Origin of the sequence: Borreliella americana (assembly GCF_021043605.1) — a bacterium.
Taxonomy (GTDB): Bacteria; Spirochaetota; Spirochaetia; order Borreliales; family Borreliaceae; genus Borreliella; species Borreliella americana.
Window position 1 is genome coordinate 40410 of sequence record NZ_JAJNFB010000002.1, and the last position, 15096, is coordinate 55505.

The following is a 15096-nucleotide window of genomic DNA, read 5'->3' on the forward strand; positions in this document are numbered from 1 at the left end:
TGTTTTTTATTTTAAATTGATTTAGATACTTGAATTTTATGTTTTTTGTTTATTGCATATTATATTTTATTTTCAATTTTATTAATGATATAATTTACCCCGGAGGGCATTATTTTGGCATCAGGATTTTTTGTTCCTGGACTTGAGAGTAAATACAATACCAAAGAAATTCGTGAATCCATGCTTAAGTCCGATAAAGCTAAAATCGATTCTTCTTTTAAGAAACTTGAATCTTTAGAACAAGAGAAAAGTGCTTGGCAGCTAATTAATAGAAAAATTTCTACTTTAAATTCTCTTGCAAAAGAACTTACATCGCTTAACAGTCCTTTTAATCTAATGTCAGGAAATTCTGGTAATAGCGAAGTTTTAACCTTGTCTACTAGATATGGAGCTAAGAATGAGACTCACAAATTAATTGTTGATCAAATAGCATCAGCCGATGTGTTTTTGTCTTCAAATTTTGATCCTAAAAAAGTTACAATCCCTGAGGGGGATTATATATTTTTAGTTGGCAAGAAAGAAATTAATGTAAAAAGTAATGGTAACATTGATTTACTTGTGAGGGATATTAATAACAAGGGAAAGGGCTTTTTATCTGCAAAAATAGTAAAAAGTGATAAAAATGGGAATAGTCGTTTTGTTTTACAATCTTTAAAGGAAGGTAAAGAAAATAAACTTGTTATAAAAGGGAAAGGATTGTCTTTTGCTAAGCAAATTGGAATTTTAAGTGAACTTAAAACTAATTTTAACCCTAATCTTTCAGATATTGTTGCAAATCAATCTAGCAGTAACAATAAACTTTCTTTTGAGAACAATAACCTTGTTTTGAATCCGCTTTCAGAGGTATCAATTGAAATTCCCGAAGATATTGAAATTACATCTAGGAGTAAAATTAAATTTGAAGTTAAGTATTTTGATACGGGCTTAGAAGAGCCTGATAGCAAGATTATTTTTAATCCCGGAGGGGCTACGTTTAAGGATGCAAAAGTTGAGAGTGAAGATAGTGTAGTTGATTTTGGATCTGATTTAAAAACTCCTTTGGAAAAAAAATATATTCAAATGAATATGGTTAAAATATGTGGCAAGGAGGGTTCTTTAGAGCTTCCTTTAATAAATATTTCAAATAATTTTGAAGAAGTTGAAGTTGATGTTGGAGTTCTTTCTAATTTGGAAGAAATAAATATTGAAAATAAAGCAAATAATAAAGTAATTGTGATTAGCAATGTTGAAATTTTTGATCCAAAAAATAGAGATGGTCATTTGCCAATAAATGCTAAAAGTTTTGCTGAAAATGCAAAAATTAAATTTGATGGAGTAGATGTTGAGAGAGATTCAAATGTTATAAATGATTTAGTTCCAAATGTGACATTAAGTTTAAAAAAAGCCTCAAGTTATATGGTTGAGGCTAAAATAGAGCCCGATTATGAAGGGATCAAGAGGGTTCTTTTGGATTTTATTGGTGCTTACAATGAAGTTCTTGCTGAGATTAATATTGTAAGCTCTAATGAAGATCAACCCAATAATCAAAAGTCTAATATAATTGAAGAGCTGACTTATCTTAGTGATTCTCAAAAAGAAGAGGCTTATAAAAATTTAGGTATTTTAAGATCTGAATTTTTATTAAAAAATCTTAAGTCCAGATTAGAATCAATAATTTTTAAGCCTTATGTTACTAGTGATCCTAATTTTTCAATAATTAATCAGATGGGAGTTTTTACTAATTCCATTTCTTCTTCTGGAGGACTTTCTAGATATTTAAGACTTGATGAGAAAAAGTTTGATGAATCGATTCGTAATAATATCGATAATGTTAGAGAACTTTTTTTATTTGACCTTAATGGTGACAGAGTATATGATAATGGAATTGCTAAAATGCTAGGAGATTGTCTGGGACCTCTTGTGGCTTCTGGAGGAGTTATTTATAATAAAATAAAAAATTACGACTTGAAAATTTTTAATCAAAAAAATAAAGTTGAAGATTATAAAAAGAAGTACGAAGATAGAGAGAGAAAAGTGGAAGGTGAGCTTAATACCCTAGATTTTACCGTTAAGCGCATGAAAGATCAGGAAAATACATTAAGGGCTTTTGATTTTAATCAAAGAAATAAATAATAACAATTATTTTTAATGCTATTGCCGTTTGCGTTTCTTTTTTTTAAATTTTTGTGCTATTCTTTTTAACAGGCAAAAGGATTTGCCAAAAATAAATAACTAAATTTTATCATGGAGGAATGATATATGATTATAAATCATAATACATCAGCTATTAATGCTTCAAGAAATAATGGTATTAATGCTGCCAATCTTAGTAAAACTCAAGAAAAGCTTTCTAGTGGGTACAGAATTAATCGAGCTTCTGATGATGCTGCTGGAATGGGAGTTTCTGGTAAGATTAATGCTCAAATAAGAGGTTTGTCACAAGCTTCTAGAAATACTTCAAAGGCTATAAATTTTATTCAGACAACAGAAGGGAATTTGAATGAAGTAGAAAAAGTCTTAGTAAGAATGAAAGAATTAGCAGTTCAATCAGGTAACGGTACATATTCAGATGCCGACAGAGGTTCTATACAAATTGAAATAGAGCAACTTACAGACGAAATCAATAGAATTGCTGATCAAGCTCAATATAACCAAATGCACATGTTATCAAACAAATCTGCTTCTCAAAATGTAAGAACAGCCGAAGAGCTTGGAATGCAACCTGCAAAAATTAACACTCCAGCATCACTTTCAGGGTCTCAAGCTTCTTGGACTTTAAGAGTTCATGTTGGAGCAAACCAAGATGAAGCTATTGCTGTAAATATTTATGCAGCTAATGTTGCAAATCTTTTCTCTGGTGAGGGAGCTCAAACTGCTCAGGCTGCACCTGTTCAAGAAGGTGTTCAACAGGAAGGAGCTCAACAGCCAGCACCTGCTACAGCACCTTCTCAAGGCGGAGTTAATTCTCCTGTTAATGTTACAACTACAGTTGATGCTAATACATCACTTGCTAAAATAGAAAGTGCTATTAGAATGATAAGTGATCAAAGGGCAAATTTAGGTGCTTTCCAAAATAGACTTGAATCTATAAAGGATAGTACTGAGTATGCAATTGAAAATCTAAAAGCATCTTATGCTCAAATAAAAGATGCTACAATGACAGATGAGGTTGTAGCTGCTACAACTAATAGTATTTTAACACAATCTGCAATGGCAATGATTGCGCAGGCTAATCAAGTTCCCCAATATGTTTTGTCATTGCTTAGATAAAATTCTAATTTAATTGGTACAAATTATTAACAAAAGATCCTTTAAAGGATCTTTTGTTTTTTTATTTCAGATCGGTAAAAATTTAATAATTTTAGTATAATTTATAATGATGTGTTATAAAGTATAATGCAGGCTTATTGAGGAGTTTGCTTTGAGTAGGGTTGCTGTTAAAATTAAAGATTGTTATAAAGTATTTTCTTATTATGTTGACAAAAAGCGGATAAGTCAAGCTATAAAAGACTATGAAGATGGCAAAGATAGAATGCAAATCTACAAAGAATCTTTTATTTTTATTGCAAATGCCAATATTAATCTTGATGTTTATGAAAATGAAATTTTAGTTATTATGGGTATGTCAGGCTGTGGCAAGTCTACTTTAGTCAGATGTTTAAATGGTATTCATAAAATAGATTCAGGGTCTATTTTGGTAAATAATATGGAAATGAATGCTATAAATCGCAAAGATCTTTCTAATTTAAGAAAAGATAAATTTGCAATGGTTTTTCAAAACTTTGGACTTTTCCCACATATGAATGTATTGAGAAACGTTACTTATGGACTTGAGGTCAAACGTATTCCTAGAAAGATCAGAGAAGAGCGTGCTATTGAGGTGTTAAATCTTGTGGGGCTTGAAGATTCAAAATATAAGTATATTAATGAACTTTCTGGAGGAATGAAGCAAAGAGTTGGAATAGCAAGAGCATTGGTGGTTAATCCAGATATTCTTTTAATGGATGAAGCTTTTTCTGCACTTGATCCTTTGATTAAAGGAGAAATGCAAGAAGAACTTTTAAGGTTGGTTGCCAAACTTAAAAAAACAGTTGTGTTTATTACTCATGATTTAAATGAAGCTTTTAAATTGGGACATAGAATTGCTTTTATGAGAGATGGAAAAATTATTCAAGTTGGTAAACCCTTAGAAATTTTAGCCAATCCTAGTACAGATTTTATATCTAATTTTATTAAAAATTTACCTGTTTTAAATATTTTAAAAATAAAAGATATTTTAAAGGATGATTTTGATTTAAATTCTAGTAGTGATAATGGTTTAAATGTTATTATTAAACGTCAAGGCGAAAATTTTAGTTTGTATGACAAAGTTCTTAATAAAGGATATGATAATCTTGTATCTTTAGATTTAGATCTAAATGATGAGATAAAAAAAATTGTTGAATATTTGAATAAGCAAGATTATTTAATAATAAAAGAAAAGGGAACTATTACCGGGTATATTAGTTTAAATGAAATCTCTTATTTATTATCAAGATAGGAATTTATGAATAAAGATTTTTTTATATTAAAAATAGATAATTTTTTTGATTTTTTGGTTGATAATTTTTCAATTTCTGAAGGGGTAGGTTTTTCTAAAAGTATAATTTTTTTATATGAAAATTTGAAAAATTTATTTCTTTTTGTTAATCCACTTCTTTTTATTTTGACTGTATGTTTGTTGAGTTTTGTTTTCTTAAAAAAGAGATTAATATTTTTAATTTCACCCGGATTCTTTTTTATTTTGTATTTTAATCTTTGGGAAGCTTCAATGGATACAATAGCTATAATATTTGTTTCTGTATTAGTTTCTGTTATTTTAGGAATTCCTATAGGTATTTTGGGGGGGTATTTCCCAAGGTTTTATGTTTTTTTAAAACCCATTCTAGATTTAATGCAAGCCATGCCTCCTTTTATTTACTTGATTCCCGCTATTCCTTTTTTTGGAATGGGTACAGCTTCTGCTATTTTTGCTACAATAGTTTTTGCTATGCCCCCTGTTATTAGATATACAAGGCTGGGAATTGTTCAAGTTTCAGATGAAGTAATAGAAGCTGCTAAGTCCTTTGGTAGTAGTAATTTGCGCATTCTTTTTCAAGTTCAGCTTCCTCTTTCTCTTCAGAGTATAATTGAAGGCATTAATCAGTCAATAATGATGGCTATATCTATGATAGTAATTGCTGCAATGGTTGGATCGTCTGGTTTGGGCAGAACTGTGATCTACTCTATAGAAAGATTAAATTTTGGTGAGGGTTTAATATCTGGATTAGCAGTTGTTATTATAGCTATTATTTTAGATAGGATTATGCAATCTATCTTTATTAAATTTAGCTATTTAAACACAGATCATTATGGTGGAAAGAGAGAAAATAAATTTAAAAGATTTTTAGAAATATATAATAAATAAGCGGATAGTATTTTATGTCTAAATTGTTTATTGGGTTTTGTAGATTACTTTATGAAATGGAGATTTCTTTATGAATAAATTATTCATTATTTTTTGTATTTTTCTTACTTTTTTGTCTTGTGATGAAAAAAAGAGTTCAAAGAATTTAAAATCGGTAAAAATTGGATATGTGAATTGGGGTGGAGAAACGGCAGCTACAAATGTATTAAAGGTTGTTTTTGAGAAAATGGGCTACAATGCAGAAATATTTTCAGTTACTACGTCTATAATGTATCAATACTTAGCATCTGGAAAGGTAGATGGTACGGTATCTTCTTGGGTTCCCACAGCCGATAAATTTTATTACGAAAAACTGAAAACAAAGTTTGTTGATCTTGGTGCAAATTATGAAGGAACCATTCAGGGTTTTGTGGTGCCAAGTTATGTTCCAATTTCTAGCATTAGTGAGCTTAAGGGTAAGGGCGCCAAGTTTAAAAACAAAGTGATTGGCATAGATGCTGGTGCGGGAACTCAGATTGTTACAGAACAAGCGCTTGATTATTATGGATTAAGTAAAGAGTATGAGCTAGTTCCTTCAAGCGAGAGTGTTATGCTTGCAAGTTTAGATTCTTCAATAAAGAGAAGCGAATGGATTTTAGTTCCTTTATGGAAGCCCCATTGGGCTTTTTCTAGGTATGATATTAAGTTTCTTGATGATCCTGATTTAATTATGGGGGGAATTGAGAGTGTGCACACTCTTGTTAGACTTGATCTTGAAAATGATGATTTTGATGTATATTATGTTTTCGATCATTTTTATTGGAGCGATGATTTAATATTGCCCTTAATGGATAAAAATGATAAAGAGCCGGGCAAAGAATACCGCAATGCGGTTGAATTTGTTGAAAAAAATAAAGAGGTTGTAAAGACGTGGGTTCCAGAAAAATATAAGACCTTATTTGATTAATCTTTTTTTAAATTCTTTTAAGGATTCTAAAATAGGGTTGTATTTAGGGATAAAATCGTTTCCTCCTTTGAATAATGCATTACATCTTATTATTCTTAGTGTCATTAATATTAAGGCCGTTAAAAAATTGTATTTTTTAAGGCATTCGATTGAATATTTTGAGCAAGTAGGTTTGTATATGCATTGCAGTCCAAATATTTTAGAGAAAGTGTTTTGATAAATTTTTATTAAAAAAATAAGAGTATTATTTAAGATAAATAAAATTTTAAAAATGTTCATACTTGGAATTATATTATAATATAATAAATGTTATAATAATTAATCAAATGAATTGAAATATTAATTAATTTTTGTAACTTTAAGGTTTTGATTTTTATTATAGGGGGGGCTTCAAATTAAAAAAATTTTTTTAATTTTTGTGACCGTCTCTTTTTCTTTTGCTGAAATTATTAAAATATCACCCAAACAAGCTGTAAATATGGCCTTAGAAAATAGCTTGGATTCAAAAAATGCTTTGTATAAAGAAAATATAAAAAAACTTTATAAAAATAATGCGTGGAATATTTTTGTTCCGAATGTTAACCTTAGTTCTACACTTAGCAGAAATTCTTCTGCTTCGAGTGAACTTGAGAGAGATTATTGGGGTTTTGGGTTTGGAGTTGGGATTAGTCTTTCTTTGTCCCCCTCTGTTTTAAAGAGAATGCAACTTGTTATGTTGGAGTATGAAAGTGCAAAAATAGAAAGGGAGGGTGCTGTTCGCAATATCAAGCTAAATGTTCTTAAGTCTTACAATCAATTGATAGCTTTAAAGAGCACCTTGAAAGTTTTTGAGAGTCAAATACAAAATAGTAAACTTAAATTTGAACAAGCTAGAATTGCTTATAATAATGGAATAATATCAGAAATAGATTTTCTTGATGCGCAGCTTAAGTATAAAAAATCTCAACCAGATTTGGATGGTCAGATTATTAATTTTGAAAAATCAAAAGAAATTTTCAAATTATTAATAGGATTAGATCCGGATCAAGATTTTGAAATTATTGGCGAATTGCCAGATGAAACAATAGATTTTTCTTTATTTAATGAGGCATTAAATTTTAATGAATCATTAGAGATTAAGGATTTGAATATGCGCTTAAAAATGACCGAACAGCTTATTGGTTCGCTTTGGTTAGATACATATTTGCCAAGCCTTTCTTTGTCATTTTCTTACTCTCCTTATAAATCATTTCATGAAAATTCCAAGGGTTTTTCAACTGGATTTTTAGCATCCTTTAGTTTAAATTATGGTTTAACTGAATTATTTCCATTTTCAAAGAGTTTTACAAAAATACAAGATAACAACTATCAGCTAAAAATATTACAAAACAATGTTGAAAGTAAAATTAGGAATTTAAAATCTAGTATTGTGCAAAAAAGAAAGGACATTAGAAGATATAAAGCAATTCTTGATGCTTCTAAAATTAATGTGGAATTAGCGAATAAAAATTATCAAATGGCATTTAATGCTTTTAATTCCGGGGTCATGGATCTTTCTAAATTGAATGATATTGAACTTGTTTATAAGCAGAGCGATTTAAAGTTCATTGAAGATAAATTAAATTATGCCAATTCTATACTTGAATATAAAAATTTAATAAATTCATTAGACTAAGAGGTATTTTGATGAATTTGATTTTTAATTTTAACTTTTATTTAAAAAGATATTTTTTAGTTTTATTCTTAGTCTTGCTTGCTTGTGTGAATAAGAACAAGCTAGATGACAAAAATATTAATAAGGAGAAAGAAAGTCCTTATAGATTTCCAGTAATTGCTATGAAGGTTAAAAAGGGAATCTTGAGTGATTATTTGTCTTTAAATGGAGATGTAGATACAAAAGTTAAGGCAGATATTTTTCCAGATGCTGTGGGCAAAATAACTTCTTTGAGAATAAAGCTTGGAGCCTATGTTCAACAGGGACAAATAGTTGCAACTCTTGATCCTTCAAGGCCCGGTTCTGTATATTTGAAAAGTCCTGTAAGAGCTCCAATATCAGGGTATATTTTAAATATTACAAAAAAAATTGGTGAAACAGTTAATCCTCAATCCAACATAGCAGTAGTAGGAAGGATAGATACAAAGCAAATTTTAACCTATGTGTCTGAGAAATATATTTCAAATATTAAAGTTGGAAATGATGCTATTATTGAGGTTGGGGCTTATCCTAATGAAAAGTTTAAAGCTAAAGTTTCAGAAATATCTCCTATTTTAGATTCTAAAAGCCGAACTATAGAAGTATATCTTACCCCTATTGGTAGTAATTTGGATAAACTTATTATTGGGATGTTTTCTAAAATTAAACTTATTACTAAGCGATTTAAAGATGTAATTAAGATTCCAAGAGAGGCTGTTGTTGAGAGAGAGGGCAAGAAATTTGTATTTAAGCTTGATTTAGAGAGCAAGAGTGTTCAAATGTTATCCATTACAGTGCTTTTTGAAATAGACAACATTGTAGCTCTTTCGGGTGAGGTTGAAGAGAATGATTTAATTGTAATAGAAGGTATGTCTGCTCTTTCTAATGGAACTCTAATAAATTTGGTAGATACTAAAGAAGGTCTTTCAACCGAAAGCAATATTTAATTTGTTGGGGGATGTGTTATGTTGGTAAAGAGAATAGTTAGCAAACCAATAACAATGTTGATTTTATTTTCATTGTTATTGATGATAAGTTTGTATACCTTTTCAAGATTAAAAGTAGACCTTTTGCCGGGAATTGATATTCCCCAAATAAGTATTTACACTAGTTATCCTGGCGCTTCTCCCAGAGAAGTTGAAGAGAGCGTTTCTAGAGTTCTTGAGAGTGGCTTGAGCTCAGTAAAGAATTTAAAAAATATATATAGCACTTCTTCTAAAGAAAGTAGCACTGTTTCACTTGAATTTTATCATGGAACTGATTTGGATTTGGTTTTAAATGAAATTCGAGAGGCTCTTGAATTGGTAAAATCTTCATTGCCCAGCAAATCACAGACCCCTAGAATTTTTAGATACAATCTTAAAAATATTCCTGTAATGGAAATTGTTATTAATTCTGTAAGGCCAGTTTCTGAGCTTAAAAGATATGCTGATGAAATCATTAAGCCCGGGCTTGAAAGGCTTGATGGAGTTGCAATTGTTACTGTTAATGGGGGAAGTAAAAAGCGTGTTTTAATTGAAGTTTCTCAAAACAGATTGGAGTCTTATGGTCTTTCTTTATCAAGAATATCTTCAATTATAGCGTCTCAAAATTTGGAACTTTCGGCTGGTAATATATTGGAGAACAACTTGGAATATTTGGTTGAAGTTTCTGGCAAATTTAAATCAATTGAAGAGATAAGTAATGTGGTTGTAGCTTATAAGATGCCCGACATTTCTTTCGGTATAAATTCATCTCCTATTGAGATAAAACTCAAAGACATTGCTAATATTAAAACCGATTTTGAAGATTTGTCAGAATATGTTGAGTATAATGGGTTGCCCTCAATTTCTTTGTCGGTTCAAAAACGTAGTGATGCCAATTCTATTGCAGTTTCTAAAGTTGTTATTAATGAAATAGAAAAATTGAAATTATCTATGCCTAAAGATATGAAATTGGAGATTGCTTCTGATAGTACTGATTTTATTAAAGCGTCCATTTCAACGGTAGTAAATTCAGCCTATTTTGGGGCTATGCTTGCAATATTTGTTATTTTTTTCTTTTTAAGAAGCTTTAGGGCCACAATAATTATTGGAATTTCTATTCCAATAGCAATTGTTTTGACCTTTTGTTTAATGTATTTTGTAAATATTTCTCTTAATATTATGAGTCTTGCGGGTCTTGCACTTGGGATTGGAATGGTTGTTGACTGTTCAATTGTTGTAATAGATAACATATACAAATATAGGCAAAAAGGAGCAAAGCTTATTTCATCTTCTATTCTCGGAGCTCAGGAGATGATGCTACCTATTACATCTTCAACTTTTACTTCTATTTGTGTTTTTGGGCCATTCCTTATTTTCAAATCAGAACTTGGGGTATATGGAGATTTTTTCAAAGACTTTACATTTACGATTGTTATTTCCTTAGGTGTTTCTCTTTTAGTTGCGATTTTTTTGGTTCCTGTTTTATCAAGCCACTATGTCGGTTTATACACGAGTTTTCAAAAGAATATTAAGAATGCTTTTATTAGGAAAATTGATGCCTTTTTTGCTAGTATTTATTATTTTTTAGAGTTTTTGTATATCAATTTATTAAGTATAGTTTTAAATCACAAATTGATTTTTGGGGTGATTATTTTTTTTAGTTTTATTGGCAGCTTGCTTTTAGGATTGTTGTTAGATGTGACAACTTTTGCTAGAGGGAAAGAGAACTCAATTACTATTAATTTAAATTTTCCCCATAAAACTAATTTGGAATATGCAAAATTTTATTCTAATAGATTTTTAGAAATTGTAAAAAGTGAGGCTAAAGGATATAAAAATATTATTGCTATTTTGCGTGCTGATAGAATAACTTTCAACGTATTGTTTCCTCTCAAAGAAGAATCAAGAGATAAGCTAACTCAAAGCGTAGATTACGATTCTATTAAATATAAAATTATGAATCGTATTGGAAATCTTTATCCCGAATTTAATATTGAGCCTTCCAGTAGCAATGCTTTAGGTGGTGGAGATTCTATTAAAATTAAAATTTCGGCCAATGATTTTGAATATATAAAAGATTATGGAAAAATTTTAGTTTCCATGTTGAAAAAGGAAATTCCCGAACTTGTAAATCCAAGGCTTAGCGTAAGTGATTCCCAACTTCAAATTGGTGTTGAGATAGACAGATCGCTAGCTTATAATTATGGTGTTGACATGAATATCATTTTAAATGAGTTGAAAGCCAATATTAATGGTGTTGTTGCTGGGCAATATGTAGAGAATGGACTTAATTATGATATTGTTCTTAAGCTTGATAGAATGGATGTTAAAAATTTAAAAGATTTAGAAAAAATATTTATTACAAATTCATCTGGAGTTAAAATTCCTTTTTCATCAATAGCTACCTTTGAAAAAACCAATAAAGCCGAATCTCTTTACAGAGAAAATCAAGCTTTAACTATTTATCTTAATGCAGGTATTTCTCCAAATGATAATTTAACCCAAGTAACTGCAAAAGTTGTAGATTTTATTAATAATAAGGTACCCCATAAAGAAGGCATAACTCTTAAGGTTGAGGGAGAATATAATGAATTTTCAAATATCATGGATCAGTTTAAGATAATTATTATGATGGCTGTTATTGTTGTGTTTGGTATTATGGCTTCTCAATTTGAATCTTTTTTAAAACCTTTTATTATTATTTTTACAATTCCTTTAACGGCAATAGGGGTTGTACTTATACATTTTATTGCAGGAGAAAAACTTTCTATTTTTGCTGCAATTGGTATGCTTATGCTTGTTGGTGTTGTGGTAAATACAGGAATTGTTCTTATAGATTATACTGGATTATTGATCAAGAGAGGGTTTGACCTAAGAGAAGCAATTATTGAATCTTGTCGTTCAAGGCTTAGGCCAATTTTAATGTCTTCTTTGACCTCAATAATAGGGCTTATTCCAATGGCATTTTCTAGTGGGAGTGGAAATGAACTTCTAAAGCCAATTGCATTTACTTTTATTGGTGGAATGACAGCCAGCACATTTCTTACTTTGTTTTTTATTCCTATGCTTTTTGAAATTTTTTCCAACATTGTTTCAAGTTTCAAATCTAGATTAAAAAGAGTGACGTCCAATGTGGATGTTGAAAAATCATTCAAAATTAATAATTCAGCTAAAAGTAGTTATGATAATTTATTTGAAGAAGATGGGGAATGATATGATTGAATTTTATAAGTATAGGATTGAAATAGTTTCCAACTTATCTTTAGAGCTTGATGTTTTTGAATGTATAGAAAAAATAGAGCAAGAGTTAGGAGAGCCCATATATTATTCTAAGATAGGAAATGTTTATGGAAAAGGCAAGAAGGGGGAGAAACAAGGTAATGGCGTTTGGCCTGAAGAAAATTTTATTTTGATTATTTATACTTCTAATCAATTTATTGTTAATCGATTAAAGGATATTGTGGATGATTTGAATAGTTCTTACCCTACAGAGGGGATTAATTTTTTTGTTTTGAAAAATTAATTCTTAAGGGCAAAATTTTATTTACTGCTTTGGTTAATAAAGGAGTAGTTAATGATTTTTAAAAAGTTCTTAATACGAGAAGTGGAAGATTGTAATATTTCAAAAATTCTTAGAGTATTGTAGACAGGCGATCAAATTTATGTTGATACACCCGTGGGCATTTTGTTTTAAATGATAAATAGTGATAAATTTTTATTACAGAATAAATTGTACCATTTTATTTCAATAGTTACAGAAATTTTTTCTTAGCAAAATCAGATAAATATGATCAGATAAATATTATTTTAAAGACTGTGAATATTATATTTCTTGTGTTTATGAAGGAAAAAATAAGGAGATTTTTAGAAAGAGTGTTCGATTGTTTCAAGGGTAATAAAATAGATCCTAAACACTATTTTTATGTTTGTGAAAATAATTGAATAACATTTAATGTTTTTGGTATTTTGAAAAAAATATTACTTGCTAAAATATTAAAATTGAAATTTACTTTTAGATTTTCAATTATTTTTTTTATTAAATATTTTTTCAAACTTTGTTTTGATTTTTTAGGTTTTTATTTTAATTTACTTTCTGTATGCTTTTTGCAGCAGGAGGCTTTATAAATGATCCTTATGAATTTATGGTTAATAATGATATAATAAACCATGTTAACTTTGTTAAAAGGAGGATTATATGTCAATAGCAAAGGCATTCTTTGAGGTGGCTGATCAACAAAAAGATAAGATTGCTCAAATATATAAAGTTTGCAATAGATATGCCCATGTTACTTATGGCGACTTAAAAAACAATGTTTTAAAGCTTGCTTCCTTTTTAAAGTCAATCAATGTTAAGCATCAAGATAAAATATTTATTTGTTCTGAGAATAGGGCCGAGTGGGCCGTGATAGATTTTGCAATTTTATCTTTAGGTGCTGTTGATATTCCAAAGGGTTCTGATGTTACTCTTTTTGAAGCTGAAATTATTTTTAACTCCGTTCTTCCAAGTATAATTGTTTTAGAAAATTTAAATCTTCTTAATATGTTTGTTCAAATTAAATTTACAGTAAAGCCAATATTTATTATTATTGAAAATTTAAACCAAGAAGATAAACTAAAATATAGTGATTTTGAAATTTATACTTATAGTGATTGTATTTCATTTGGAGATAACTTAAGAAAAGATTCGGAAATTATTGAGATTGCAAGTAAAGTTGATGCTAATGATATGGCAACAATAATATATACTTCTGGAACAACAGGCCATCCAAAGGGGGTAATGCTCAGCCATGCTAACCTTCTTTATCAGGTTTCTAGTTTTAGTTTAATGGTTGATACGCAGGTGGGACAAATATTTATGTGCATTTTGCCAATTTGGCATTCCTTTCAAAGGTCTTTTTCTTACAACATTTTTCTCAAGGGTATGGTTTGTTTGTTTTCTACCATTGTTCCAAGGGCAATGCTTGATGATATTAAAAATATTAATCCTCATTATATTGCAGCTGTTCCTAGGCTTTGGATTGCAATAAGACAAAATATTTACAAAGAAGTTTCTAGAAAACCGTTTATTTCTAGAATGATTTTTCATTTTTTTGTAAAATCGGCCCTTCTTAGTGATATTTGCTATAGGGTGGTAATGGGTCTTTATCCAGACAACGGATTTAGTTTATTTTTCCCCATAAAGAAAATTTTAGGAATATTTGGATTAATCTGCTTATTTCCTTTTAAAGCCTTGGGGAATATTTTAATTTTTAATAAAATAAATAAGATCTTGGGCAATAATTTTGTTGTTGGGATTACTGGTGGTGGGAGCATGCCGTTGCCTGTTGTTAGATTTTTTAATTCAATTGGCATTGAACTTGCCAATGCTTATGGATTGACAGAAACTTCACCTGGAGTGGCTTCTAATAAGCATAAAAAAGTGATTATTGGAACTTGTGGTAAAATTTTGCCTGGAACTGTTGCTGAGATTAGAGATGCCGATGGGAATAAACTTGAAAAACCTGGAAAGGGAATTTTGTTTGTAAAAGGGCCCCAAGTAATGCTTGGATATTACAAGGATAAAGAAGCAACTTGTATGATTATTGGTCCTGATGGGTTTTTAAACACAGGTGACATTGCAAAATTATCTAAGGATAATGTTGTTCAAATTATTGGTCGAGAAAAAGATACAATTGTTTTGAACAATGGAGAGAATGTTGAGCCTGCTCCAATTGAGATTAAGCTTGAAGAATCAGTATTAATAGAAAAAGCGGTTGTTGTAGGCCAAGATCAAAAATTCTTAGGCGCTCTTATTCTTCCAAATTTTGAAGAAATAAATAAATATCTAGAAAGTGTTGGGCAAAAAATTTTTGATGCCAATAATAGGCGTCAAATTATTGCAAATAATATTGTTCTTAAGGCCATAAATGATGAAATAAAAAACTTAATCAATAAAGCTAATGGATTTAAGCCTTTTGAGCAGATATTAAAGTTTACTCTTCTAGAAAAACCATTTGAAGTTGGTAAAGAAATGTCTATTAAAATGGACATTAAGCGAAGCTATATTTTAAATTTTTATAAAAATGAAATTAAAAATTTATTTATTTAA

11 protein-coding genes are annotated in these 15096 nt (G+C 29.5%); 10 read left to right on the forward strand and 1 reads right to left on the reverse strand.

The features are described 5' to 3' along the window. Positions 1–114: 114 nt before the first annotated feature. The 5 genes from fliD (at position 115) to LRB30_RS01000 (ending at position 6371) form a co-directional block, all read left to right on the forward strand. Positions 115–2112, forward strand: coding sequence for a flagellar filament capping protein FliD (gene fliD / locus LRB30_RS00980; protein WP_231014389.1), 1998 nt, complete (start codon positions 115–117; stop codon positions 2110–2112). 126 nt (positions 2113–2238) lie between these two features. Beyond that, positions 2239–3249, forward strand: coding sequence for a flagellin FlaB (gene flaB, locus LRB30_RS00985; RefSeq protein ID WP_231014388.1), 1011 nt, complete (start codon positions 2239–2241; stop codon positions 3247–3249). A 151-nt stretch (positions 3250–3400) separates the two neighbouring features. Continuing rightward, entirely contained in the window at positions 3401–4519 is a 1119-nt protein-coding gene (locus LRB30_RS00990; protein ID WP_231014387.1) for an ATP-binding cassette domain-containing protein, read from the forward strand. 6 nt (positions 4520–4525) lie between these two features. After that, positions 4526–5425: an ABC transporter permease gene (locus LRB30_RS00995; protein WP_231018633.1), complete on the forward strand. Its 900-nt coding sequence runs from the start codon at positions 4526–4528 to the stop codon at positions 5423–5425. 70 nt (positions 5426–5495) lie between these two features. Continuing rightward, positions 5496–6371 (forward strand): glycine betaine ABC transporter substrate-binding protein, encoded by an 876-nt coding sequence (locus LRB30_RS01000; protein WP_231014595.1) that lies wholly within the window; start codon positions 5496–5498, stop codon positions 6369–6371. Here LRB30_RS01000 and yidD read toward each other — a convergent pair. After that, positions 6360–6650, reverse strand: a complete 291-nt coding sequence (gene yidD / locus LRB30_RS01005; protein WP_231014594.1) for a membrane protein insertion efficiency factor YidD — start codon at positions 6648–6650, stop codon at positions 6360–6362. The two genes, LRB30_RS01000 and yidD, sit on opposite strands and share 12 nt — an antisense overlap. A gap of 139 nt (positions 6651–6789) precedes the next feature. Between yidD and LRB30_RS01010 the strand changes: the two genes are divergently transcribed. From LRB30_RS01010 to LRB30_RS01030, 5 genes are all read left to right on the forward strand, one after another. Continuing rightward, positions 6790–8025 (forward strand): TolC family protein, encoded by a 1236-nt coding sequence (locus LRB30_RS01010; protein WP_231014593.1) that lies wholly within the window; start codon positions 6790–6792, stop codon positions 8023–8025. An 11-nt stretch (positions 8026–8036) separates the two neighbouring features. After that, complete coding sequence (locus LRB30_RS01015; RefSeq protein WP_231014592.1) at positions 8037–8990, forward strand: efflux RND transporter periplasmic adaptor subunit; 954 nt, start codon at positions 8037–8039, stop codon at positions 8988–8990. An 18-nt stretch (positions 8991–9008) separates the two neighbouring features. Continuing rightward, entirely contained in the window at positions 9009–12221 is a 3213-nt protein-coding gene (locus LRB30_RS01020; RefSeq protein WP_231018634.1) for an efflux RND transporter permease subunit, read from the forward strand. A 1-nt stretch (position 12222) separates the two neighbouring features. Continuing rightward, on the forward strand, positions 12223–12531 hold the full coding sequence (locus LRB30_RS01025) for a PG0541 family transporter-associated protein (protein ID WP_231014407.1): 309 nt from the start codon (positions 12223–12225) through the stop codon (positions 12529–12531). A gap of 672 nt (positions 12532–13203) precedes the next feature. After that, positions 13204–15096, forward strand: a complete 1893-nt coding sequence (locus LRB30_RS01030; protein WP_231018635.1) for an AMP-binding protein — start codon at positions 13204–13206, stop codon at positions 15094–15096.

What these genes read in the sequence shown, in the direction of transcription:
- flaB (WP_231014388.1), top strand. Translation starts at nt 2,239, where the DNA reads ATGATTATAAATCATAATACATCAGCTATTAATGCTTCAAGAAATAAT.
- LRB30_RS00995 (WP_231018633.1), top strand. Translation starts at nt 4,526, where the DNA reads ATGAATAAAGATTTTTTTATATTAAAAATAGATAATTTTTTTGATTTT.
- LRB30_RS01000 (WP_231014595.1), top strand. Translation starts at nt 5,496, where the DNA reads ATGAATAAATTATTCATTATTTTTTGTATTTTTCTTACTTTTTTGTCT.
- yidD (WP_231014594.1), bottom strand. Translation starts at nt 6,650, where the DNA reads ATGAACATTTTTAAAATTTTATTTATCTTAAATAATACTCTTATTTTT.
- LRB30_RS01015 (WP_231014592.1), top strand. Translation starts at nt 8,037, where the DNA reads ATGAATTTGATTTTTAATTTTAACTTTTATTTAAAAAGATATTTTTTA.
- LRB30_RS01020 (WP_231018634.1), top strand. Translation starts at nt 9,009, where the DNA reads ATGTTGGTAAAGAGAATAGTTAGCAAACCAATAACAATGTTGATTTTA.
- LRB30_RS01025 (WP_231014407.1), top strand. Translation starts at nt 12,223, where the DNA reads ATGATTGAATTTTATAAGTATAGGATTGAAATAGTTTCCAACTTATCT.
- LRB30_RS01030 (WP_231018635.1), top strand. Translation starts at nt 13,204, where the DNA reads ATGTCAATAGCAAAGGCATTCTTTGAGGTGGCTGATCAACAAAAAGAT.